This is a genomic window from Nocardia sp. NPDC052001 (assembly GCF_040680615.1).
Taxonomy (GTDB): domain Bacteria; phylum Actinomycetota; class Actinomycetes; order Mycobacteriales; family Mycobacteriaceae; genus Nocardia.
On the sequence record NZ_JBFAXC010000010.1, the window covers coordinates 51,929 to 73,643 of the forward strand.

Genomic DNA, 21,715 nt, shown 5'->3' on the forward strand with positions numbered 1-21,715 from the left:
GCTACTCCTAGCGCGCGAAGAGCAACGCGCGCTTGACTTCCTGGATCGCCTTGGTGACCTCGATGCCACGGGGGCACGCGTCGGTGCAGTTGAAGGTGGTGCGGCAGCGCCACACACCCTCGACATCGTTCAGGATGTCCAGACGCTCACGAGCGCCCTCGTCCCGGCTGTCGAAGATGAAGCGGTGCGCGTTCACGATCGCGGCCGGACCGAAGTAGCTGCCGTCACTCCAGTACACGGGGCACGAGGTGGTGCAGCAGGCGCACAGGATGCACTTGGTGGTGTCATCGAAGCGAGCCCGGTCGTGCTGGGACTGGATGCGCTCGTAGGTGGGCTCGTTACCCGAGGTGATCAGGTACGGCTTCACCGCCTTGAACGCGTCGAAGAACGGCTCCATGTTCACCACGAGATCCTTCTCCACGGGCAGGCCGCGGATGGGTTCGACGGTGACGGTGATGTCCTTGCCGTTCTTGGGCAGCATGTCCTTCATGAGGATCTTGCACGCCAGGCGGTTGACGCCGTTGATGCGCATGGCATCGGAGCCACACACGCCGTGCGCGCAGGAGCGCCGGAAGGTGAGTGTGCCGTCCAGGTAGGACTTGATGTAGATGAGCACGTTCAGGAACCGGTCGGTGGGGAGCACCGGCACCTTGAACTCGTCCCAGTGCTGGCCCTGACCGTCCTCGGGGTTGAACCGCGCGACCTTGACATTGATCAGCACGGAGCCTTCCGGCACCGGAGCGGCCTTCTGCGGCGTTTCAGCGACAGCAGTCATCAGTACTTACGCTCCATCGGCTCGTAACGGGTCTGCACCACCGGCTTGTAGTCCAGCCGGATGTCCGAGATCAGCTCCGGGCCGGTCTTGTAGGCCATGGTGTGGCGCATGTAGTTGGTGTCGTCGCGGTCCGGGTAGTCGTCGCGGGCGTGGCCGCCGCGCGATTCCTTGCGGTTGAGCGCGCCGACGACCGTGACCTCGGCAAGCTCCAGCAGGAAGCCGAGCTCGACGGCCTCGAGCAGATCGCTGTTGTAGCGCTTGCCCTTGTCCTGCACGGTGATTCGGGTGTACCGCTCCTTGAGCGCGTGAATATCGGTCAGCGCCTGCTTGAGGGTGTCCTCGGTGCGGAACACGGCGGCGTTCATATCCATCGTGTACTGCAGTTCGGTGCGGATATCGGCCACGCGCTCATTGCCGTGGTCGGACAGGATCAGCGCCAGCCAGTCCTGCACCATCTGCGCCGGGCTCTCCGGGAGCTCGACGAATTCGGTGCGGGCGGCGTACTCGGCGGCGGCGATGCCCGCGCGGCGGCCGAACACGTTGATGTCGAGCAGCGAGTTGGTGCCCAGACGGTTCGAGCCGTGCACGGACACGCACGCGCACTCACCGGCGGCGTACAGGCCGGGGACCACGTCGGTGTTGTTGCGCAGCACCTCACCGCGAATGCGGGTCGGGATGCCGCCCATGACGTAGTGGCAGGTCGGCATGACGGGGACCAGTTCGGTCACCGGGTCCACACCCAGGTAGGTGCGCGCGAATTCGGTGATGTCGGGGAGCTTCTCCTCGAGCACGTCCTCGCCGAGGTGGGTCACGTCGATGTAGACGTAATCCTTGTTCGGCCCGGCGCCGCGGCCTTCCAGCACCTCGAGCACCATCGAGCGCGCGACGATGTCACGCGGTGCGAGGTCCTTGATGGTGGGGGCGTAGCGCTCCATGAACCGCTCACCCGACGCGTTGCGCAGGATGCCGCCCTCGCCACGGACCGCCTCGGAGATGAGGATGCCCAGACCCGCGAGACCTGTCGGATGGAACTGGTGGAACTCCATGTCCTCCAGCGGGAGTCCCTTGCGGAACACAATCGCCATACCGTCACCGGTGAGGGTGTGGGCATTGGAGGTGGTCTTGTACATGCGGCCCGAACCACCGGTGGCGAAGATGATCGACTTCGCGTGGAAGACGTGGATCTCGCCGGTGGCCAGCTCGTAGGCGACCACGCCGGTCGCGACGGTGCCGGACATGATCAGGTCGAGCACGTAGAACTCGTTGTAGAACTCCACGTCGTGCTTGACGCAGTTCTGGTACAGCGTCTGCAGGATCATGTGACCGGTGCGGTCGGCGGCGTAGCAGGCCCGGCGCACGGGCGCCTTGCCGTGGTCACGGGTGTGACCGCCGAAGCGACGCTGATCGATCTTGCCCTCGGGCGTGCGGTTGAACGGCAGGCCCATCTTCTCCAGGTCGAGCACGGCGTCGATGGCTTCCTTGGCCATGATCTCCGCGGCGTCCTGGTCGACCAGGTAGTCACCACCCTTGACGGTATCGAAGGTGTGCCACTCCCAGTTGTCCTCTTCCACGTTCGCGAGGGCGGCGCACATACCGCCCTGCGCCGCGCCGGTGTGGCTGCGGGTCGGGTAGAGCTTGGTCAGGACAGCGGTCCGGACGCGGGGCCCGGCCTCGATGGCCGCGCGCATGCCCGCGCCACCGGCACCGACGATCACGACGTCGTAGCGGTGCTCCTGAATCGGTCGAGATTCACTCATCGGAGGCTGCCTGTTCCTAACTGATGTTGGGGTCGAAGGTGAAGATCACGTACGTGCCGGTCACCACGACGAGAATCATGGAGATGACCAGCGCGGTCTTCAGCCAGAAGCGGGTGGAGTCCTTGCGCGCGTAATCGTCGATGACGGTGCGCAGGCCGTTGCCGCCGTGCAGCTGCGCGAGCCACAGCATGGTCAGATCCCAGACCTGCCAGAACGGCGAGGCCCAGCGGCCGGCGACGAACGCGAAGTTGAGCCGGTGCACGCCGCCGTCCAGCATCAGCATGATCGTCATATGGCCGATGACCAGGATGATGAGCAGCAGGCCGGAGAAGCGCATGAACAGCCACGCGTACTTCTCGAAGTTATTGCCACCGGCGCGGCGCGGGGCGCGCGGGGCGTCCAGGCTGGCGGGGCGGTCGTAGGACTTACCGAGAACAGGTGCGGTCATGGTCAGTGGCTCAATTCGTCAGCAGGTAGAAGAGCTGGCGGCCGATCCCGGCGCCCGCGACGAGGATCCAGATCGCGAGCACGATCCAGAGCATCTGGCGCTGGTAGCGGGGGCCCTTCGACCAGAAGTCGACAAGGATGACCCGGACGCCGTTGAACGCGTGGAACAGCACGCAGACAACGAGGCCCATCTCCATGAGGGCGACGACGGGGTTCTTGTAGGTCTCGATCGCCTGGTCGTAGGTGTCCGGGCTGACGCGCACCAGGGCGGTATCGAGCACGTGGACGAACAGGAAGAAGAAGATGGTTACGCCGGTGATGCGGTGCAGAGCCCAGGACCACATGCCGGGGTCGCCTCGGTACAGGGTCCGCTTCGGCTTGGCCGGAGCTTCTAGCGTGGTCATAGAGTGCGGTGCCTCCAACGTCGTTGATGGACCCGGTCAGATCCGGCGCGGAGCCATTGGACTGTCGAATAACACCAGCTCACGGCCGGAAGGACGTCCGGTGGCAGTGCTGCAGGCCCGCAGTCGGGAACCTGAACCGATCTGTTCTGAACTCTAATCCCAGCCATCTTCCGGAACTAATTCGGCGTGCCGCTCGTTGGCCTTGAAATTGCTGAGTTAGGTTTGCCTTTCCTGATTTTCGGGGTGTCGTCCGGGGCGTTTCAGGCGGGCTCCCGCACGGGCATGGAAGGATGGTCCGATATGTCGGATATTGACTGGAACGCCTTGCGCCGCAACGCATTCGAAGTAATGCAGAACGCCTATGCGCCCTACTCCAGATTCCCCGTCGGCGCCGCTGCTCTCACCGTTGACGGGCGCGTGGTGAGCGGCTGCAATGTGGAAAATATCTCATACGGTTTGGGCCTCTGCGCCGAATGTGTACTGGTCGGTAACTTGATTTCGTCCGGTGGCGGACGCCTCGCGGCGGTCTCGGTCTGCGATTCCAGGGGCGAAATCCTGATGCCCTGCGGACGCTGCCGGCAGCTGCTGTTCGAGCACGGCGGCGGCGAAGTCGTCATCGATCATCGCGGCGCACCGGTACCGCTGAGCAACCTGCTGCCCGATGCCTTCGGCCCCGACGACCTGGAAGCCGGACAGCAATAACGCGCCGCGCGCCGATCGCCATGGAAGATTTGACGCCATGAGTGTGCACTCGGCGGTAGCGGTGATCCGGACCAAGCGCGACGGCGGCGAACTCGGCGACGCGCAAATCGATTGGGTGGTGGACGCGTTCACCCGCGGCGAGATCGCGGACGAACAGATGTCCGCGCTGGCCATGGCGATCGTGTGGCGCGGCATGAACCGCCGCGAGACCGCGCGCTGGACCGCCGCCATGATCGACTCCGGAAAACGCCTGGACTTCAGCGATCTGGCGCGGCCCACCGTGGACAAGCACTCCACCGGCGGGGTGGGGGACAAGATCACCCTGCCGCTGTCGCCACTGGTCGCGGCCTGCGGTGCGGCCGTACCGCAGCTGTCCGGGCGTGGATTGGGCCACACCGGCGGCACTTTGGACAAGCTCGAGGCCATTCCCGGCTGGCGCGCCGATATCTCGGTGGAGCGAATGCGGGAGATGCTGGCAGACCCGGCCATCGGAGCGGTGGTCTGCGCGGCGGGCGCGGATCTCGCTCCGGCCGACAAACGGCTCTACGCACTGCGCGATGTCACCGGGACCGTCGAATCCATTCCGCTGATCGCCAGCTCCATCATGAGCAAGAAGATCGCCGAGGGCACCGGTGCGCTGGTGCTCGATGTGAAGGTCGGGCGCGGGGCGTTCCTGAAGGAGCTCGATCAGGCGCGCGAATTGGCCACCGCCATGGTCGAACTCGGCACCGATGCGGGTGTGCGCACGGTGGCATTGCTCACGGCCATGGACACCCCGCTCGGGCGTACCGCCGGAAACGCCCTGGAAGTGGCCGAATCCCTCGAGGTACTGGCCGGTGGCGGGCCCGCCGACGTGGTCGAACTCACGCTCGTGCTGGCCCGGGAAATGCTGGCGCAGGCCGGAATCGACGGCATCGACCCGGCCGACGCGCTCGCGGACGGTCGCGCCATGGATCACTGGCGCGCCATGATCGCGGCCCAGGGCGGCGATCCGGACGCACCCCTGCCCACCGCCGAGCACACCGAAATCCTGCGAGCCCCGGTGTCCGGCACCCTGATTCGGCTCGACGCCCTCGACGTCGGCATCGCCGCCTGGCAACTCGGCGCGGGCCGAGCCCGCCAGGGCGATGCGGTGCAGCCCGGCGCGGGCATCGAAATGCACGCCAAAGAAGGTGATCCCGTCACCGCGGGCGCACCCCTGCTCACCCTGCACACCGACACCCCGGAAGCGATCCCGGTCGCCCTGGAGACCCTGCGCGACGCCTACGACATCGGCGAGACCGACGAACCCTTCGGCCCCCTCGTACTGGGCCGCATCACCGCGTCGTGAGATCGGTAGTGGGCGCTTGACCTGGAACGCGGCGGGTGCCGGAAGATCGGCCTAGCCTGGGATCGTGAAGCATAGAAGCGATTTCCGATTACGCGTTTCGATGGCTTGTCTGGGGGCGATCGCCTGCACCGCGGTGCTGCCCGCGGTCGCCTCCGCCGAACCTCGGATCAACAACACCCCACCGTCCTCCGCACCGGCCGCGCCGTACCCGTACTACGTGAACTGTGAACAGGTGCGGGCGCAGGGCAAGGCCCCGCTGCTGGCCGGACAACCCGGGTATACGCGTCAGCTCGATCCGGACGGGAACGGCGTCGCCTGCGGGTACTGATCCGCCCCGCCGCTCGCCGTCGCGCAATCACGCGGGGCGGTGCGGACATTCGCGTGCGTCTCCCGGGTGAAGATCGCCACCGCACCTAGCAACGGGTGGGCAACGACACGCCTACGAGAGGGTGCACACAGGCGAACTACCATGCCGCAGAACGGGAATGCGGCTACCGTTTCTACATGACTGGACCGACGCCCCTCACCCTCGCTTCCATCCGCCAGGCGCCGAAGGCGGTCCTGCACGATCACCTCGACGGCGGGCTGCGTCCCGCGACCGTGCTCGAGCTCGCCCGCGACTGCGGATACGACCAGCTACCGGCTGGTGACGCCGAAACGCTCGGCAATTGGTTCCGCGACGCCGCCAACAGCGGCTCGCTGGAACGCTATCTGGAAACCTTCGCGCACACCGTCGCCGTCATGCAGACGCCCGAGGGTCTGCGCCGCGTCGCCCGCGAATGCGCCGTGGACCTCGCCGCGGACGGGGTGGTGTACGCCGAATCGCGATTCGCGCCCGAACAGCATCTGGAGAACGGGCTCACCCTCGACGAGGTGGTGCAGTACACCATCGAGGGCTTCCGGGAAGGCGAGGCTTTGGCCGCGGCCGCCGGAACACCGATTCGGGTGGTCTGTCTGCTCACCGCCATGCGCCATGCCGCGCGCTCCCGCGAGATCGCCGAACTGACCGTGCGCTGGCGCGATCGCGGCGTCGGCGGCTTCGATATCGCGGGCGCGGAAGCCGGGTACCCTCCCACCCGGCACCTGGACGCGTTCGAATACATGCGAGCCAATAGCGCGCACTTCACCATTCACGCGGGTGAGGCGTTCGGGCTGCCGAGTATCCATGAGGCGCTTGCCTTTTGCGGATGCGATCGGCTCGGGCACGGGGTGCGCATCACCGATGACATCACCGATTCACCCGAAGGCCCGAAACTCGGGCTGGTCGCGAATTATGTGCGGGACATGCGAATTCCGCTCGAACTGTGCCCGTCCTCGAATGTGCAGACCGGCGCGGTGCCCTCGCTCGACAAGCATCCGTTCGATCTGCTTGCGCGCCTGCGCTTCCGGGTCACCGTCAACACCGACAACCGATTGATGAGCGACACCAGCATGAGCGAGGAGATGCACAAGCTGGTGCAGACCTTCGGCTACGGCTGGAGCGATCTGGAGCGGTTCACCATCAATGCCATGAAGTCCGCGTTCATCCCGTTCCCCGAGCGGCTGCGCATCATCGACGAGGTCATCAAGCCGGGCTACGCCGTACTGCTCGGCTGAAAACGGCCGCAGGCCCCTCCTATGCGGAAGGGCCTGCGGTCGTTGGTCTTTCGATCAAGCCTTGCTGAGGCGGTTCTCGAAGGCCTCTTCGAGCGCGCGCCAGGCATCGGCCTCGGCCTTGAACGGCGGGTTCGGGGCCATCCGGCTCGGGTCCGGGTTCAGCAGGTAGGACACGTACCAGCCGAGCGGCGAGGACACCGCGAGCGCGGTTTCGACATTGTTCTCATCGGCGTAATCGGCTGCGTCGGTGAACAATTCGACCGCGAGATCGAGCTGATCGGTATCCACCGCCTGCGGGCCCTCGGCCAGATCGTCGGCCAGGCCGGGCAGCACGTAGACGTTCTCCTCGTCGACCTCGACCTCGAGGCCGCCGTCGACCGCCGCGGTCTGGATATCGCCGTAGGTGCTCACCCGCACCAGATCGTGCTCATGATCGTCGGCGAGGTAGCGGGCCAGCGCGCGCTCGGAACCGAACACCGTGATGGACCCGTCCTTACCGAGGAAGATCGGCTCATCGTCCACATAGCATCGCAGCGTGAACCAGGTGCCCTCGGAGGTGACGATCTTGACCGGGTCGATGCCGACCTCATGCCAGAACGAGAGCTCCTCGTCCTCGTCCTCATCCTCTTCGTCCAGATCGACCGGCTCGATATCCTCATCGGTATCGGCGGCGTCCTCGGCATCGACGATGTTCTCTTCCGCCGCAAGCAGTTCCGCCTCCGCGACGGCCACCGCGTCCGCGTCCACGTCCGGGATCTCCACCACCGAGTCGATGGCGTCCAGCACCGCGTCCCAGTCCTTGTTGATCGCCGAGCCGATGGAATCCCACAGCTCCTCGCCTTCCTTACCGGCGAAGGTGCCCACGCCGGTGGCGAGCGCGCCCAGCACCGGATGCGAACCGAAGAACTTGTTGACCACGTCGAGTTCGCAGACGTCGCCGATATTGCGGACCATCTCGAGGGTCTCCTCGAGCTCGGACAGGATCTCCGGATCCGGATCGTCGGCGGCCAGTTCGGGCACGCCGACCAGATCGAAGACGTACTGCTCCTCCGGCTCCAATTCGGCGGCCGACAGACCGGCGATGATCTTCCACGCGGGATGGTCGACGAGATCGTTCTCGGCATTGGTCCGGATGAACGCGGCCAGCTCCGCTACGGAGTCGAAACCGTAGAGATCCTCCTCGTGGCCGAGGAATGCCTGCCACTCATCGTCGCCGTCTCGCCAGCGCGGTGCCCACAGGGTGACGAGATCGCCTTTGGTCAGGCCGAGCGCGATCGGGACGATGTCTCCAGAAGCCATGACCGGAAGCCTATCTAGTGGTCGCTCTTGGCACTATCCGGGTCGCCCCCAACATTTCCCGGGGCGAGAGACCGGTTCAGTCCGGCGAGGATTTCGGCGCGTTGTTCGGTCGCGAGAGCGGCGGCCCGGCGGCTCGCCCACAGCACCAATCGGGACACTTCCGCGGGTGGGCGAGAGGTCACCGATTCGGCCAGCCAGAGGCCCGTCAGTGCGCCGTCACCGTCCACTTCGGCGGTGACCGAACGGTCCTCGCTGGTGAATTCGGCGCGTACGCCGCGCAATCCGGCGAGTGCGGATTCGAGCGCTTCGAGCTGGTTGGTGACGCCGTTGACCAGCGCGTCCATCTCGGCGCTCATGAGTTCCGCAGCCAGTTCGCGGGGCCGGTATCGGCATCGTCGAGCCGGTCCAGCGCGTCGACGGCGGCCTGCCGGGTGGGCAGGCCGAGCCGGTCCAATGTCTCGGCCGGGAGTCCGGCCTCGGCGAGTAGTTCGCGGCGGCGGGATTTGGCGGCGATGGCCGAGCGCTTGGTCAGGCGCAGGATCTCGTCCGCCAGAGCCTGTGCGCCGTAACGGTATTCACTCCGCTCGAAGCGGATCTCCACCGGCAGGCCCTGATCGGTGGCGTGCACGGTGACGGTGCCCGCCCGATTGGCGCTGGCCGCCACGGTGACCTTCGGAATCTCGCTCATGCGGTGGGCCTGTAGAAGCCGAGGAAATTCATTCCGCTGTTCTCCGTTCGAATCGGACCCGTCTGCACCGGGTCACCCGCCTCCACCAATTGACCGTTGCCGATCACCATCGCCACATGTCCGTCCCATACCGCCAGATCGCCGGGCATCAAGTCCCCTGGACCGATCTGGGTGTGGCCGTAACCCTGTTCCTGCGCCAAGCGCGGCAGCGGAACCCCGGCTTGCGCGTACGCCCATTGCGTCAAACCACTGCAATCCAGACCCGAACCGGGCGTGGTGCCGCCCCATACGTAGGGCGTCCCGACCGCGCTCAGCGCATTGCGCACCGCGTCGGCGGCCTGCTGGTTCGGGGCCTCCACGGTACTGCCGTCGGGGAGGGTGAGCTTCACCCCGGTCCCGGTGGGCCGGATATCGGGGGTGGGGCGCCGGGTGCGATTCGAGCTGGTCGGCGGTGAATCACCCACGGACGCGGCGGTTGTGGACAGGCCGCTGAGCATCGAGGCCCCGGACTCGATTGTCTTCCCGCCCGAGGACAGCACCGCCGACCCGATCTGCCCGCCGCCGACCGCCGACTCCGTGCTCGCGGGCACGACCGTCGCGGCGGGAGAGATCTGCGGCGGATCGGTCTTCTCGGGCGCGATCACCGCCGGGGCCGGAGTCTTTGGCGGCGTGACCAATTCGCGCATGGCGGCGTCATCGGCCTCGAGTTCGGCCCGCACCCGCTCCACCACGCGAAGCGCCTGCCCGACATGATCGATGGCCGCGCCGACGAGCACGGCCAGCGCCGTGGGACTGAATCCGGCCGCCGATACCGCGTCGACCTTCGCGAGGAACGACCGCAGAATCTCCGCGACCTCGCGCCGCCCCGACGCCACCTCCGTCTCCGCCCGATCCAGTACGGTCGCCATCTGCTCGCCGCGATCGGAGACGGTCGCGACGCCCGTCTGCACCTGGAGCGCCTTGTCCATCGCCGCGTCCCCGCCGCGGCCGTTCCAGCTCGGGTACATCGTGTTGATCGCGGTGCGTCCCGTCGCATGGGTCTCGTCCGCGGTCCCCGAGGCTTCGCGCAGTGCCGCGCCCGCGGAGGTTGCTTCACCGGATCCGAAACCGGCCAGCAACTCCACGATCGGCTGCGCCAGCCCCGATACGTCCGGCCCGGGGCTCATGACCTCGGCCCTGTTCGGACCGCGCCGGTCGGCCGTGCGGAGGCTGCGGCGATCATGCGTCCACCTCTCGGCTGTTCGCGCGCAGCGCTGTCGCGTAGGCGGTGTCGGTCGCCGAGTACGCGGTCTCCGCGCCGATCGTCGCCGCGCCGAGGCTCGCCAGGACGGTGGTGAGATCCGCCAGCGCGGTCAGGTGCGTGGCGTGCGCGGCCCGATATGTGGTGAGGAAATCCGCCCCGATGGGACCGAGGGCGGGGGCGAGTAGGAGGGGGTCGGCGGCGGTGGCGCGCAGGGTCGCGCCGGCGAGGGTCGCGGCCATGGCGGCGGCCGTCGTCGCGTACTCGGTGAGACCTGCTGGATCGATCGTGATCCGGTGCATGGATACCCCCATCGTGCCGGTCGCTGGCTGATTACGTCCTGCATGAGATTGGACGGGGCCGGGGCGAATTCGGTTCCGCCGAGGACCGAAATCGGGCGGCCGTATCCTCGAATCGCCGCACTGACCTATCGTTTTCCTATGCGCACTGACATCGTGGATCACCCGCTCGCTGCCGCATTGCTGACCACCATGCGCGATGCGCGCACCACCAACCCCACCTTCCGAGCGGCACTGCGCGACCTGACGGGTCTGCTGGTCTACGAGGCCATGCGCGACGCCCCCATCACCCGCTTCCCCATCGCGACCCCGGTCGCCGCCGCCGAGGGCACCTGCCTGGCCTCCCCGCCCCTGCTCGTCCCGGTTCTGCGCGCCGGGCTGGGCATGGTCGAAACCGCCGAGAACCTCATCCCCGACGCCCGCATCGGCTTCGTCGGCGTGGCCCGCGATGAGGAGACCCACCAGCCCACCCCGTATATGGAATCGCTGCCCGAGGACTTATCCACCACCCCGGTGATCGTGCTCGATCCCATGCTCGCCACCGGCGGCTCCATGGTCTTCACCCTGGACCTGCTCGCCACCCGCAATGCCCGCGATATCACCGTCATCTGCGTCGTCGCGGCTCCCGAAGGCATTGCCGCCCTGGAGAAGTCGGGTCACCCGGTGCGCCTGGTCACCGCGTCGATCGACCGCGGCCTCAACTCCGACGCCTATATCGTCCCCGGTCTGGGCGATGCGGGGGACCGCCAATTCGGCCCCCGCTGAACCCGATTCGGCCGCACCGAATCGAGCGTCCCGCCCGTCGAACTCAGAATCCGAGCGATCCGGTTCCGGGTCCGGTGGGCTGACGCGAACCGCCCTCGATCTGCCAGGTCCCGCAGTGCGAGGTGGCGAATGTGGTGTCGGTGGCCGGAACACGCACCGTCACCGTGCCGTTCCCGCCATCACCGCGTTCGATGATGACCCCGTCCACCCCGAGCCGCGCCCACTGGCAGTCCGGCGCGGCATTGTGCGTCGTGTAGTACCCCGCCGAGATATCGGTGTTCACCGCGTACGGCCCATCCTGTTCGATGACGGACGCCGCGGCCGAGGCCACCCCCGAACTGCCGATCGCCGCCACCGCCGCGATCCCGAATCCGGTGAGCCACAGGGAATTACGCATGCGCAAAAAATCCTTTCGTAAGGCTAACAATCACACCTCACGCTAGCGCCGAACCCGCGACCTGAAAACCCCCGAACCCCACCGGCCCCGGAAATCACCGGTGCACAGCACCTCGGTTCCAGATCCGCACTGCCGCAGTGTGTTCAGCGCGGATCTCGGCTCAGGTGAGGTGCTTCTTCGGGGAGACCCGCGCTCACAGCTTCTCGCAGAAGGCGCGGATCTCGGAGAGTTGCTGTGCGGCGGCGGCTTTCGCGGTGGGCAGATCCTCCGGGGTGGGGACCGGGTGGACCACTTCGGCGTAGCACTTGAGTTTCGGCTCGGTGCCGGAGGGGCGGATCACCACGCGGAGCGAGTCGCCTTCGAAAACGAGTGCGTCGGTGCGCATTTGGCCGCGGAGTTGGGACATGTCCGTGCAGGTCACCTTTTCGCCCGCGATTTCGGCGGGTGGTGTTTCGCGCAGGCGTTCCACCACCTTGGCGGCTTCGGCGGCGTCGGCCAGGCGCAGTGAGATCTGGTCGCCCGCGTGGACGCCGAATTCGATCGCGAGGTCGTCGAGGGCGTCATCGACGGTGCGGCCCTGGGCTTTCAGCTGGGCGACCAGGTCCGCGGCCAGGACCGCCGCCGAGATGCCGTCCTTGTCCCGGACGGTCGACGGGTCGACGCAGTGGCCGATGGCTTCCTCGTAGGCGTAGACCAGGCCGTCACCCGCGCGCGCCAGCCATTTGAAGCCGGTGAGGGTTTCGGCATAGCGGGCTCCGCGCGCCGGGGCCAGCTTGCTCAGCAGGCGTGAGGACACGATCGTGGTGGCCACCAGGGATTCCGGTGCGGCGGTGCGCAATACGAAATCGCCGAGCAGGACGCCGGTCTCATCGCCGCGCAGCATGCGCCAGCCGTTCGCACCGCGCACGCCCACCGCGCAGCGATCGGCGTCCGGGTCCAATGCGATGGCGATATCCACGTCGAGTCGTTCGGCCAAGTCCAGCAACCGATCCGAGGCCCCCGGCTCCTCCGGATTCGGGAACGACACGGTGGGGAAGTCGGGGTCGGGCGCGAATTGCTCGGCTACGACGAACACCGCACCGAACCCGGCCGCTCGCAGCGCCGCTGCCGCGAGCTCGCCACCGACCCCGTGCATGGCGGTCAGCGCGATGCGAATATCCGCGCGCGGCACCGGGACTCGCTCCGCATCGGCAGCGGTGGCGGTAGACGCCGCCGTGTCCTCGGGGCCGACGGGTTGCGCGGACTCACGCGGCCCGCCGATGCGGTCCGGGAGTTCGGCGACGCGGGCGAGGTAGCGGTGGACGATTTCCTCGCCCATGGCGGTGATGGTCGCCGCGGCCGGGAGGTCGAGGATCGACGGGTCCGGGGCGGTGGCGGCGGCGTCCTTGCGGGGGATGGCGCCCGTGACCGCGTCTATGCGGGCTTCGATTTCGGCGTCGGCGGGCGGGACGAGCTGCGAGCCGCCGTCGAGGTAGAGCTTGTAGCCGTTATCGGTGGCCGGGTTGTGCGAGGCGGTGATCTGTACACCCGCGACGGCTTTCAGGGCGCGCACGGCGTAGGCGACCACGGGGGTGGGGAGCGGGCGGGGGAGTTCGAGCACCGTGAATCCGGCGGCCGCGAAGACCTCGGCCGTGACGAGCGCGAATTCGGCGGAGCCGTGCCGGGCGTCGCGGCCGACGATCACCAATCCGCCACCGAGGCAGCGGTTTCGAAGCCAGTCGGCGATGCCCGCGGTGGCCAGCGCCACGGTGTCGGCGTTCATGCCGTCGGGTCCGTCTTGCAGTGGGCCGCGTAGTCCAGCGGTACCGAATCGCAGCATGTGCGCCTCCCGATATCGTTCCGGCGCTCGGCCCGGCGGATATCACCGGGCCATTCGCTCGCTTACAGGCGTCCGGTTACCCGGTTACAGGCGTTCCAGTACTCCGCGCAGCAGTTTGCCCAGTCGCGGTGCGGCGGCATGGCCTTCGGCGAGCACCTCGGCGTGCGAGAGGTGCGCTCCGGTGACGCCCGCGGCCAGATTGGTGACCAGGGAGATGCCCAGCACCTTGGCCCCGCCCTCGCGGGCGGCGATGGCCTCCAGCACCGTGGACATGCCGACCAGATCCGCGCCGATGGTGCGCAGCCAGCGGATCTCGGCGGGCGTCTCGTACTGCGGACCGGTCAGGCCCGCGTACACGCCCTCGGTCAGGCTGGGGTCGACTTCCCTTGCGAGGGCGCGCAATTCGGGATCCCAGGCATCGACCAGATCGACGAAGTTGGCCCCGGCGATGGGGGTGCGCATGGTGAGGTTGATGTGATCGCTGATCAGCACCGGTTCCCCGACGTGCAGATCGTCGCGGATGCCACCGGCGGCATTGGTGAGCAGCACGGTCTCCGCGCCCGCCGCCAGCGCGGTGCGGACGTTGTGCACCACCTGCGCGGGCTCATGGCCCTCGTAGAGATGCTGGCGGCCCATGAGCAGCAGCACCGGCGAATCGTTCACCGGGACCGAGTGAATGGTCCCCTGATGACCCTGCGCGGTGGGTGATCCGAAGCCCGGCACCTCACCCATGGGGATGGTGCTCGCCGGTTCACCGATTTCGAGGGCGGCTTCCTGCCAGCCCGATCCGAGAATCACCGCGACCCGGTGACGCTCGATACCCGTTCGTTCCGCAATGGCCTGAGCGGCCTGCTCGGCTAGCATGTCTGCCACCCTAGTCCCAGGCGATCACGGATGCTCGGTCACGCCGCCCACCTGCCGTATTCGCCCCAATTTCGCAGACCCCGCCGGGCTTCGCACGGTATGCGAACGACACTTGCTACCCGTCAGTAGGAGCCCGTGCGTGCCCCCGCTAATCTGCACCCATGCCGTATTTGAAGCGTGACGGGGACGTGTTCGTGCTGTACCTCGGAGCCGAGGGACAGAACATCGACAGCGAGAACCGCTTCCACCCGGACTGGATCACCGAGGTGCACGCCCTGCTCGACGAGGTCGAGGCGTCCGAGGGCCCGGCCGCGCTGGTGGTCACCGCGAACGGCAAGTTCTTCAGCAATGGCCTCGACACCGATTGGCTGTTCGGCAATTTCGATCAGAACTGCTGGTATCTGGACCGCGTGCATTCGCTGTACACCCGCCTGCTGGCCTTCCAGATGCCGACCATCGCCGCGGTGAACGGTCACGCCTTCGGCGCCGGCGCCATGCTCGCCACCTCCTGCGATTTCCGCCTGATGCGCGCGGATCGCGGTTTCTGGTGCCTGCCCGAGGTGCACCTGGGCATGCCGTTCACGGTCGCGATGAACGCGCTCGTCACCGGCCGCCTCACCAATCAGGTCGCCGTCGAGGCCATGACCACCGGTCGCCGCTACGGCGCGGATGACGCCATCGCCGCGGGCATCGTGGACGGCAAACTGGCCGCCGAGGCATTGCTGGCCGGCGCGGTCGCCCAGGCCGACGCCCTCAAGGGCAACCGCAAGCCGAACCTGCCGGTCATCAAGCGCGCCCTGCACCAGCACATCCTGGCGGGCCTGGCCGTCGAGACCACCCCGGAGAACCTGGGCTTCAGCCCCAGCTGAGCCGTATCGAGAATGTGCGACCGCCCCGCTTACCAGACCGGATAAGCGGGGCGGTCGGTTTTTATCGGCGGCACGCTGTCCGCTGGTCCAGAGGTTGCGGAGTGGCGGAAGAGTGTAAGACTGTGGTTTATGCCACCATCGCGCAACGGCGATGACCGGAATTCCTTTCCCCCGATAAGTCGGTACGGTTCGCCCCTGCCGTCATGGCATGCTGCGTCGATGAACGCGTCCGTGGCACCCGGGGATCCGTCGCTGTTCGCCACCGCCGACTCGGCCATAGCGAACGCGCGGGAAGAGTTGCTGGCGCTGTCGCATTCGATTCACGCCGAGCCCGAGTTGGCTTTCGAGGAATTTCGCAGCGTCGCCAAGACGATCGAGCCGTTGCGCGAGCGCGGTTTTCATATCGAGTCCGGTATCGCCGATCTGCCGACGGCCTTTTCCGCGACCTACGGCCATGGCGACCTGGTGGTCGGTATTTGCGCGGAGTACGACGCGCTCCCGGAAATCGGACATGCCTGCGGCCACAACATCATTGCCGCGTCCGCGGTCGGCGCGGCGCTGGGTCTGGCCGCGGTCGCGGACGCCTGCGGTATCACCGTGAAACTGCTCGGCACCCCGGCCGAGGAGAGCGGCGGCGGCAAAGTCCTCATGCTCGAGCGCGGCGCTTTCGACGGAATCGCCATGGCGCTCATGGTGCATCCGGGCCCGGACGATATCTCCGGTGCGCATTCCCTGGCACTCGCGGATTTGTCGGTGACCTATCTGGGCCGGGAATCGCATGCCAGCGCCGCGCCGCAATACGGGCGAAACGCCCTGGACGCGGTCACCGTCGCCCAAGTTGCCCTGGGTTTGCTCCGCCAACATCTCCTCCCCGGGCAACAGCTGCACGGTATAGTCGGCTCGGGCGGTGTGGCCCCGAATATCGTGCCCGGACACGCGGAACTGCTGTATTACCTACGCGCAGTCGACTCCGCGACCCTCGATGATCTGATGCAACGCGCATCGGCCTGTTTCGAGGCAGGCGCCCTGGCAACCGGATGTACCCATGAAATCCGGAAGCTCGCGCCGACATATACCGAGCTGACTCCCGACAGCGCACTACTGTGTGCCTATCGCGAGCAGATCCGCGATCTCGGACGCGAGCCGATAGCCCCGGAACTCGAGGCCGCACGCCCACTGGGCAGCACGGATATGGGCAACATCACCAATGTCATCCCCGGCATCCACCCGGTCATCGGGATCGATGCGGGAGGCGCGGTGACGCATCAGCCCGCGTTCGCTGCTGCCGCGGTGAACGCCTCCGCCGACCGGGCTGTGATCGACGGGGCAACGGCTTTGGCCCGCACCGCGATACAACTCGCAGGCGACAAATTTCATAGGGACAGGTTGTCGGAACGAGTCATGCAACGGCAGTTTCTTCGACAGGAGGACATTCGGTGAGCACAACCGGCCGGTCCACGGGCCACGCGAGCGCAGCGTTCGACACTGCGCGGGCCACGGGGCATTCGGCTGCTACGCGTGCGACGCAGGCTGCGAGCATCGCGGCAGGCGGCTCGGTGGGGGTCGATATGGGCTTGGAAATGGGCACGGTGGGTGTTGACATGGATATGGCTGGATTACCGGACGACATCATGCGCGGCCGGGACGTGGTGGACGCGTGGCTCGCCGAGCACGCCGACGACCTGGTGTCCTGGCGACGGCACATCCACGCCAATCCGGAGCTCTCCCGTACCGAGTTCGGCACCACCGAATTCATCGAATCCTGGCTGGTGAAGGCCGGTCTGGAACCGCGCAAACTACCCGGCGGCACCGGACTGATCTGCGATATCGGCCCGGACACCCCGCGCATCGGATTGCGCGCGGATATGGACGCCCTGCCGCTGCAGGAGTACACGGGCCTGCCGTTCGCCTCCACGGTTCCCGGTGTGTCGCACGCCTGCGGGCATGACGCGCACACCACGATCCTGCTCGGCACCGCGCTCGCGCTCGCCGAGGTTCCGGACCTGCCGGTCGGTGTGCGGCTGGTGTTCCAGCCCGCCGAGGAGGTCATGCCCGGCGGCGCCATCGATATGGTCGCCGCGGGCGCCATGGAGGACGTGTCGCGCATGTTCGCGCTGCACTGCGATCCGCGCCTGGAGGTCGGCCGCGTCGGAATTCGCGTGGGGGCCATCACCTCCGCCGCGGACACCGTCGAACTGGTGCTGGACTCGCCCGGCGGGCACACCTCGCGCCCGCATCTCACCAGTGATCTGGTGTACGCCATCGGCACCGTCATCACCGGTCTGCCGGGTCTGCTGAGCCGTCGCATCGATCCGCGCACCAGCACCGTCATGGTGTGGGGTGCGGTGTCGGCGGGCAAGGCGCCCAACGCGATTCCGCAGACCGGCATGCTCACCGGCACCGTCCGCACCGGCGATCACGCCACCTGGTCGCTGCTCGAGCCCATGGTGCGCGAGATCGTCGAGGGTTTGCTCGCGCCGACCGGCGTGCGCTGGCAACTCAACTACAAGCGCGGTGTGCCGCCGGTCGTGAATGACGAACTGGCCGTGCGCATGTTCGAGGACGCCATCCGCGAGGTCGGTCCGGACGCGCTGGCCGATACCCAGCAGTCCGGCGGCGGTGAGGACTTCTCCTGGTACCTGGAAGAGGTTCCGGGCGCGATGGCGCGCCTGGGCGTCTGGTCCGGTCAGGGCGAACAGCTCGACCTGCACCAGCCCACCTTCGATATCGACGAGCGCGCGCTCGAGGTCGGCGTCCGAGTCATGACGAATATCGTCCTGAACGGCTACTGACCGGCGGTTGCCGCCGAGAACCGAACGCCGGGCCGCACCTTCGGGGTGCGGCCCGGCGGCATATCTCGGCCGGGGTGGTGGCTCGGCCCACGCGGGCGCACCTGGTCCGGCAAGGGGATCACATGGCGAAGGCCCGCACTGCGTGTGCGGGCCTTCGGGAATGGTCGGGTGGGGCGGCGGCTCAGAGGCCGAAGGTGCCCGGGCCTACGTTCTTGCTGTTGCGGGTGCGTAGGGCGTGCACGTATTCGCTTGGGGCGCCTGCTTTTTCGGCCCCTTCGGCGATGACGCCGATGTAGCGGGCCGAGGGTAGGCCACCCTCGTAGGCGTCCAGCACGTAGAGCCAGGCCAGGACGGGCTGGGTGGCGGCGCCCTGGTTCAGGGTGACGCGGAGGCGGATCTTCTTGTGAATGCCGAAGTCCGAGCCCTCCCAGCGGTCCAGGCTCGCTTCGTCCTCACCCGGGACGTCGTAGAGGACGACGAAAACCCGGGATCCGGGCTCCTCGACCACGGTCGCGAGCGGTCCCTCCCAGCCGATGTCGTCCCCGGCGAAGGTCAGGCGCCAACCCTCCAGCCAGCCGGTTCCGTACACGGGGGAGTGCGGACAGCGCTTGAGCATCTGCTCGGGATCCATGTTGGATCCGTAGGCGGCGTAAATCGGCACCGTTAGAGCGTATCGAACAATCCCGAGCAACCGCCCCTGATCCCGATCCTCAGCGGTTCGTGTGCAACCCGACCGGTCACCCCGGAGCAGCCCTTATCTCATTTACGGCACTCGCCAATTGTGACGAAGCTGTCTTCAGACGCGGTCGGAGCTGTGGGGATACCGCCCGTTAGGGTTTTAGTGCGGCGCCGGAGATCCCGGTTGCCCACCAGAAGCGAGGGAAACAATGACCCGCATTGCGATCATCGGAGGCGGACCCGCCGGATACGAAGCGGCGCTGGTGGCCGCACAGCACGGCGCGCCCGTCACGCTGATCGACAGCGATGGGATCGGCGGCGCCTGCGTGCTCTGGGACTGCGTGCCCTCCAAGACCTTCATCGCCTCCACCGGCGTGCGCACCGATCTGCGCCGCGCCCGCGATCTCGGCATCACCGTGCATCCCTCGCAGGCGCAGGTGCGCCTGGCCGAGGTGAACTCGCGGGTGAAGGCCCTCGCGCAGGCGCAGTCCGCCGATATCAAGGTGAAGTTGCAGACCGCCGGGGTGACGGTGCTGTCCGGATACGGCGAACTGATCGATCAGGCCCCCGGTCTGGCCACGCACCTGGTGAAGGCGACCCTCGCCGATGGTCAGCAGCAGGTGATCGAGGCCGAGGTGGTGCTCATCGCCACCGGTGCGAGCCCGCGCGTGCTCGAGGGCGCGGAGCCCGACGGTGAGCGAATCCTGAACTGGCGTCAGCTGTATGACCTCAAGGAGCTGCCCGAAACCCTGGTGGTGGTCGGTTCCGGTGTCACCGGTGCGGAATTCGTCTCGGCCTACACCGAGATGGGTGTGAAGGTGAAGCTGGTCTCCAGCCGTGACCGCGTACTGCCCGGTGAGGACGCCGACGCCGCGCTGGTACTGGAGGACGCGCTCGCCGAACGCGGTGTGGAACTGGTCAAGCACGCCCGCGCCGATGCGGTGGAGCGCACCGCCGACGGCATCGTGGTGAAGCTGTCCGACGGTCGCACCGTGACCGGTTCGCACGCGCTCATGACGGTCGGCTCCATCCCCAATACCCAGAACCTGGGTCTGGCCCGGCTGGGCATCGAACTCGACAAGGGCGGTTACCTTCGCGTCGACCGGGTCTCGCGCACCACCGCCACCGGTGTCTACGCGGCGGGCGACTGCACCGGACTGCTGCCTTTGGCCTCTGTGGCGGCCATGCAGGGCCGAATCGCCATGTACCACGCACTGGGTGAGGGTGTGCAGCCGATTCGCCTGAAAACCGTTGCCTCGGCGGTGTTCACGCGTCCGGAGATCGCGACCGTCGGTGTCAGCCAGACCGCGATCGACAATGGCGAGGTGCCCGCCCGCACGGTCATGCTGCCGTTGAACACCAATCCGCGGGCCAAGATGTCGGGCCTGCGACGGGGTTTCGTGAAGATCTTCTGCCGTCCCGCCACCGGTGTGGTGATCGGCGGTGTCGTGGTCGCGCCGATCGCCTCGGAGCTGATTCTGCCTATCGCCCTTGCGGTGCAGAACAATCTGACGGTGAACGATCTCGCGCAGACGTTCTCGGTGTACCCGTCGCTGACCGGTTCGGTCACCGAGGCGGCGCGTCAGCTGATGCGGCACGACGACCTGGACTGACGGGTTAACTTCCGGTGTAATGACACTCGCCGCCTTGCCTGGAATACGCTGGTGTGATTCACTTCGCGACGGGAAGCGATCGGCAGGGCGGTCGCGAGAACGCCGGGGGGTCAACCCTTTCCGAGGCGGCCGCTGTGCAGCTCGTACTCGCCCCGCTTGCTCGATCGCGGCGATGAGGTACGAACGAATAGGGCGAAAAGTGAAGCACCGCAAGCCGAATCGGATAAAGGCCAGTACCTCCCTGTCGCTGGCCGGCGCGGTCGCCGTGGTCAGCCTGCTGGGCGCACCCGCGAACGCGGCCCCCAATGACCCGGGCGCGGTCCCGGCGCAGCCCGGCCAACAGCCGGGCGATACCCAGCAGCCGCCGACCACCGATCCCACCCCTGAAAACCCGCAGGCCGCAGTCGTTCCCGCGCCCAAGCCGGAGAATGTGCAGCCGGGCACCACCAAACCGCAGCAGAGCCAGCCGGGTGTCACCACGCCGGGCTCGCCCAAGCCCGACACCACCCAGCCCGGCACCACGGTGCCCTCGGGTGAGACCCCCAAGGCCGATGACACCACCCCGGCCCAGCCCGCCGGTGTGGCCCCGCAGGCGAATCCGAAGGATTCCAAGCCGACCCAGCCCGGTGTGACCGTGCCGCGCGTCGCACCGCTGCCGGTGCCCGGTCAGACCGCGCCCGCCATCCCCGTGCAGAACCCGCCCGCGGGCACCCAGACCAAGCCCGATACCCAGGCGACCAATCCGGGTACGGTGCAGCCCGCCGTCACCACCGATCAGGATCAGCCGGACACCACGCTGAACACCCTGACCGGTGAGCAGACCAAGCCGAAGCCGCAGTGGCAGGCCCCGGCCGTGGAGACCGCCCCCGCGGCTCCCGTGGTCGCCATGCAGGGTCCGCACACCGAGATCGGCGCGAATATCGACGGCGGCGCGGCGCTACCCGGTTTCGCCGCGAACACGCACCACTTCAGCAACCTGGACGGTTACGTCGGCACCATCGGCTACACCACCCCGGGCGGCACCGGTGAGGCCGGTATGTCGCTGGACTTCACCCAGGTCAATCAGATCAAGGTGACGGCCTTCGCGAGCGCCGGTCCGGGCGATGATCGCAAGCTGGAGTTCGTGCTCGATTCCACCGTGGCCAATCAGGCCAAGGCGGACACCGAGAATTTCATTCGCCTGCTCCCCGGTGGCGGCACCATCCTGGACGCGGCCGCTCAGATTGGTAAGCTCCCGCAGGGCGATATCCCCGGGCAGACCACCGACCTCGGCGGCGTGACCACGCAGGTGGGCGGTTCGGTCCAGTACTGAGAACTGCGGGCGCCCGGGAGGCGCCCGGCAAGCACTGAGTTGTCGCGTGGGGCGGTCGTGAGACCGCCC

The 21,715-nt window shown here is 67.4% G+C and carries 23 protein-coding genes; 10 read left to right on the forward strand and 13 right to left on the reverse strand.

Annotated features, from left to right (window positions below; translation table 11 throughout):
• Positions 1–7: 7 nt before the first annotated feature.
• Genes AB0L82_RS34420 through sdhC form a run of 4 tightly spaced genes read right to left on the reverse strand, consistent with a single transcriptional unit; the run spans position 8 to position 3,383 of the window.
• Positions 8–775 carry a succinate dehydrogenase iron-sulfur subunit gene (locus AB0L82_RS34420; protein WP_364646124.1) on the reverse strand — a complete coding sequence of 256 codons (768 nt, stop codon included), beginning with the start codon at positions 773–775 and terminating at the stop codon, positions 8–10.
• Positions 775–2,532 (reverse strand): succinate dehydrogenase flavoprotein subunit, encoded by a 1,758-nt coding sequence (gene sdhA / locus AB0L82_RS34425; RefSeq protein WP_364646127.1) that lies wholly within the window; start codon positions 2,530–2,532, stop codon positions 775–777. Before sdhA ends, AB0L82_RS34420 begins: the two co-directional genes overlap by 1 nt.
• Before the next feature lie 16 nt (positions 2,533–2,548).
• Complete coding sequence (locus tag AB0L82_RS34430; RefSeq protein ID WP_364646130.1) at positions 2,549–2,980, reverse strand: succinate dehydrogenase hydrophobic membrane anchor subunit; 432 nt, start codon at positions 2,978–2,980, stop codon at positions 2,549–2,551.
• A gap of 10 nt (positions 2,981–2,990) precedes the next feature.
• A complete protein-coding gene (sdhC, locus tag AB0L82_RS34435; protein WP_364646132.1) occupies positions 2,991–3,383 on the reverse strand; it encodes a succinate dehydrogenase, cytochrome b556 subunit in 393 nt (130 codons plus the stop codon).
• Between the two features lie 300 nt (positions 3,384–3,683).
• Between sdhC and AB0L82_RS34440 the strand changes: the two genes are divergently transcribed.
• From AB0L82_RS34440 to AB0L82_RS34455, 4 genes are all read left to right on the forward strand, one after another.
• A complete protein-coding gene (locus AB0L82_RS34440) occupies positions 3,684–4,085 on the forward strand; it encodes a cytidine deaminase (protein WP_364646522.1) in 402 nt (133 codons plus the stop codon).
• Positions 4,086–4,128: 43 nt separating this feature from the next.
• A complete protein-coding gene (locus AB0L82_RS34445; protein WP_364646525.1) occupies positions 4,129–5,415 on the forward strand; it encodes a thymidine phosphorylase in 1,287 nt (428 codons plus the stop codon).
• A 64-nt stretch (positions 5,416–5,479) separates the two neighbouring features.
• Positions 5,480–5,743, forward strand: coding sequence for an excalibur calcium-binding domain-containing protein (locus AB0L82_RS34450; protein WP_364646135.1), 264 nt, complete (start codon positions 5,480–5,482; stop codon positions 5,741–5,743).
• Between the two features lie 176 nt (positions 5,744–5,919).
• Positions 5,920–7,011 (forward strand): adenosine deaminase, encoded by a 1,092-nt coding sequence (locus AB0L82_RS34455; protein ID WP_364646138.1) that lies wholly within the window; start codon positions 5,920–5,922, stop codon positions 7,009–7,011.
• A gap of 54 nt (positions 7,012–7,065) precedes the next feature.
• On the opposite strand, the gene AB0L82_RS34460 is transcribed toward AB0L82_RS34455, so the two are convergent.
• Genes AB0L82_RS34460 through AB0L82_RS34480 form a run of 5 tightly spaced genes read right to left on the reverse strand, consistent with a single transcriptional unit; the run spans position 7,066 to position 10,540 of the window.
• Positions 7,066–8,310 (reverse strand): primosomal protein, encoded by a 1,245-nt coding sequence (locus AB0L82_RS34460; protein ID WP_364646141.1) that lies wholly within the window; start codon positions 8,308–8,310, stop codon positions 7,066–7,068.
• Positions 8,311–8,324: 14 nt separating this feature from the next.
• Entirely contained in the window at positions 8,325–8,666 is a 342-nt protein-coding gene (locus AB0L82_RS34465; protein WP_364646144.1) for a YbaB/EbfC family nucleoid-associated protein, read from the reverse strand.
• Positions 8,663–8,998, reverse strand: coding sequence for a hypothetical protein (locus AB0L82_RS34470; RefSeq protein WP_364646147.1), 336 nt, complete (start codon positions 8,996–8,998; stop codon positions 8,663–8,665). Before AB0L82_RS34470 ends, AB0L82_RS34465 begins: the two co-directional genes overlap by 4 nt.
• Positions 8,995–10,164, reverse strand: coding sequence for an NlpC/P60 family protein (locus tag AB0L82_RS34475; protein WP_364646150.1), 1,170 nt, complete (start codon positions 10,162–10,164; stop codon positions 8,995–8,997). The genes AB0L82_RS34470 and AB0L82_RS34475 overlap by 4 nt, the downstream gene beginning before the upstream one ends.
• A gap of 52 nt (positions 10,165–10,216) precedes the next feature.
• Positions 10,217–10,540: a type VII secretion target gene (locus AB0L82_RS34480; protein WP_364646153.1), complete on the reverse strand. Its 324-nt coding sequence runs from the start codon at positions 10,538–10,540 to the stop codon at positions 10,217–10,219.
• Positions 10,541–10,678: 138 nt separating this feature from the next.
• On the opposite strand from AB0L82_RS34480, the gene upp reads away from it, so the two are divergent.
• Positions 10,679–11,302, forward strand: a complete 624-nt coding sequence (upp, locus tag AB0L82_RS34485) for a uracil phosphoribosyltransferase (protein WP_364646156.1) — start codon at positions 10,679–10,681, stop codon at positions 11,300–11,302.
• 43 nt (positions 11,303–11,345) lie between these two features.
• On the opposite strand, the gene AB0L82_RS34490 is transcribed toward upp, so the two are convergent.
• The 3 genes from AB0L82_RS34490 to AB0L82_RS34500 all read right to left on the reverse strand — a co-directional run bounded on the left by AB0L82_RS34490 (position 11,346) and on the right by AB0L82_RS34500 (position 14,382).
• A complete protein-coding gene (locus tag AB0L82_RS34490; RefSeq protein ID WP_364646158.1) occupies positions 11,346–11,699 on the reverse strand; it encodes a hypothetical protein in 354 nt (117 codons plus the stop codon).
• A gap of 193 nt (positions 11,700–11,892) precedes the next feature.
• Positions 11,893–13,518, reverse strand: a complete 1,626-nt coding sequence (locus AB0L82_RS34495) for a phospho-sugar mutase (protein ID WP_364646161.1) — start codon at positions 13,516–13,518, stop codon at positions 11,893–11,895.
• Positions 13,519–13,602: 84 nt separating this feature from the next.
• Positions 13,603–14,382 (reverse strand): purine-nucleoside phosphorylase, encoded by a 780-nt coding sequence (locus tag AB0L82_RS34500; protein WP_364646163.1) that lies wholly within the window; start codon positions 14,380–14,382, stop codon positions 13,603–13,605.
• Positions 14,383–14,543: 161 nt separating this feature from the next.
• On the opposite strand from AB0L82_RS34500, the gene AB0L82_RS34505 reads away from it, so the two are divergent.
• From AB0L82_RS34505 to AB0L82_RS34515, 3 genes are all read left to right on the forward strand, one after another.
• Entirely contained in the window at positions 14,544–15,251 is a 708-nt protein-coding gene (locus tag AB0L82_RS34505) for an enoyl-CoA hydratase/isomerase family protein (protein WP_364646165.1), read from the forward strand.
• Positions 15,252–15,470: 219 nt separating this feature from the next.
• A complete protein-coding gene (locus tag AB0L82_RS34510; protein WP_364646168.1) occupies positions 15,471–16,691 on the forward strand; it encodes a M20 family metallopeptidase in 1,221 nt (406 codons plus the stop codon).
• A 191-nt stretch (positions 16,692–16,882) separates the two neighbouring features.
• Complete coding sequence (locus AB0L82_RS34515; RefSeq protein ID WP_364646527.1) at positions 16,883–18,043, forward strand: M20 family metallopeptidase; 1,161 nt, start codon at positions 16,883–16,885, stop codon at positions 18,041–18,043.
• Between the two features lie 181 nt (positions 18,044–18,224).
• Here AB0L82_RS34515 and AB0L82_RS34520 read toward each other — a convergent pair whose 3' ends face one another.
• Positions 18,225–18,704: a gamma-glutamylcyclotransferase gene (locus AB0L82_RS34520; protein WP_364646172.1), complete on the reverse strand. Its 480-nt coding sequence runs from the start codon at positions 18,702–18,704 to the stop codon at positions 18,225–18,227.
• A gap of 226 nt (positions 18,705–18,930) precedes the next feature.
• Here AB0L82_RS34520 and AB0L82_RS34525 point away from each other — a divergent pair, with 226 nt between their 5' ends.
• Both AB0L82_RS34525 and AB0L82_RS34530 read left to right on the forward strand, forming a co-directional pair.
• Positions 18,931–20,334, forward strand: a complete 1,404-nt coding sequence (locus AB0L82_RS34525; RefSeq protein WP_364646174.1) for an NAD(P)H-quinone dehydrogenase — start codon at positions 18,931–18,933, stop codon at positions 20,332–20,334.
• A gap of 199 nt (positions 20,335–20,533) precedes the next feature.
• Positions 20,534–21,646 (forward strand): hypothetical protein, encoded by a 1,113-nt coding sequence (locus AB0L82_RS34530; protein WP_364646177.1) that lies wholly within the window; start codon positions 20,534–20,536, stop codon positions 21,644–21,646.
• The last annotated feature ends 69 nt before the right edge of the window (positions 21,647–21,715 follow it).

Bases quoted from the DNA above. Each gene is read 5' to 3' on its own strand.
- AB0L82_RS34420 (WP_364646124.1), bottom strand. From the start codon at position 775: ATGACTGCTGTCGCTGAAACGCCGCAGAAGGCCGCTCCGGTGCCGGAA.
- sdhA (WP_364646127.1), bottom strand. From the start codon at position 2,532: ATGAGTGAATCTCGACCGATTCAGGAGCACCGCTACGACGTCGTGATC.
- AB0L82_RS34430 (WP_364646130.1), bottom strand. From the start codon at position 2,980: ATGACCGCACCTGTTCTCGGTAAGTCCTACGACCGCCCCGCCAGCCTG.
- sdhC (WP_364646132.1), bottom strand. From the start codon at position 3,383: ATGACCACGCTAGAAGCTCCGGCCAAGCCGAAGCGGACCCTGTACCGA.
- AB0L82_RS34440 (WP_364646522.1), top strand. From the start codon at position 3,684: ATGTCGGATATTGACTGGAACGCCTTGCGCCGCAACGCATTCGAAGTA.
- AB0L82_RS34455 (WP_364646138.1), top strand. From the start codon at position 5,920: ATGACTGGACCGACGCCCCTCACCCTCGCTTCCATCCGCCAGGCGCCG.
- AB0L82_RS34460 (WP_364646141.1), bottom strand. From the start codon at position 8,310: ATGGCTTCTGGAGACATCGTCCCGATCGCGCTCGGCCTGACCAAAGGC.
- AB0L82_RS34465 (WP_364646144.1), bottom strand. From the start codon at position 8,666: ATGAGCGCCGAGATGGACGCGCTGGTCAACGGCGTCACCAACCAGCTC.
- AB0L82_RS34470 (WP_364646147.1), bottom strand. From the start codon at position 8,998: ATGAGCGAGATTCCGAAGGTCACCGTGGCGGCCAGCGCCAATCGGGCG.
- AB0L82_RS34475 (WP_364646150.1), bottom strand. From the start codon at position 10,164: ATGAGCCCCGGGCCGGACGTATCGGGGCTGGCGCAGCCGATCGTGGAG.
- AB0L82_RS34480 (WP_364646153.1), bottom strand. From the start codon at position 10,540: ATGCACCGGATCACGATCGATCCAGCAGGTCTCACCGAGTACGCGACG.
- upp (WP_364646156.1), top strand. From the start codon at position 10,679: ATGCGCACTGACATCGTGGATCACCCGCTCGCTGCCGCATTGCTGACC.
- AB0L82_RS34490 (WP_364646158.1), bottom strand. From the start codon at position 11,699: ATGCGTAATTCCCTGTGGCTCACCGGATTCGGGATCGCGGCGGTGGCG.
- AB0L82_RS34495 (WP_364646161.1), bottom strand. From the start codon at position 13,518: ATGCTGCGATTCGGTACCGCTGGACTACGCGGCCCACTGCAAGACGGA.
- AB0L82_RS34500 (WP_364646163.1), bottom strand. From the start codon at position 14,382: ATGCTAGCCGAGCAGGCCGCTCAGGCCATTGCGGAACGAACGGGTATC.
- AB0L82_RS34505 (WP_364646165.1), top strand. From the start codon at position 14,544: ATGCCGTATTTGAAGCGTGACGGGGACGTGTTCGTGCTGTACCTCGGA.
- AB0L82_RS34510 (WP_364646168.1), top strand. From the start codon at position 15,471: ATGAACGCGTCCGTGGCACCCGGGGATCCGTCGCTGTTCGCCACCGCC.
- AB0L82_RS34515 (WP_364646527.1), top strand. From the start codon at position 16,883: ATGCGCGGCCGGGACGTGGTGGACGCGTGGCTCGCCGAGCACGCCGAC.
- AB0L82_RS34525 (WP_364646174.1), top strand. From the start codon at position 18,931: ATGACCCGCATTGCGATCATCGGAGGCGGACCCGCCGGATACGAAGCG.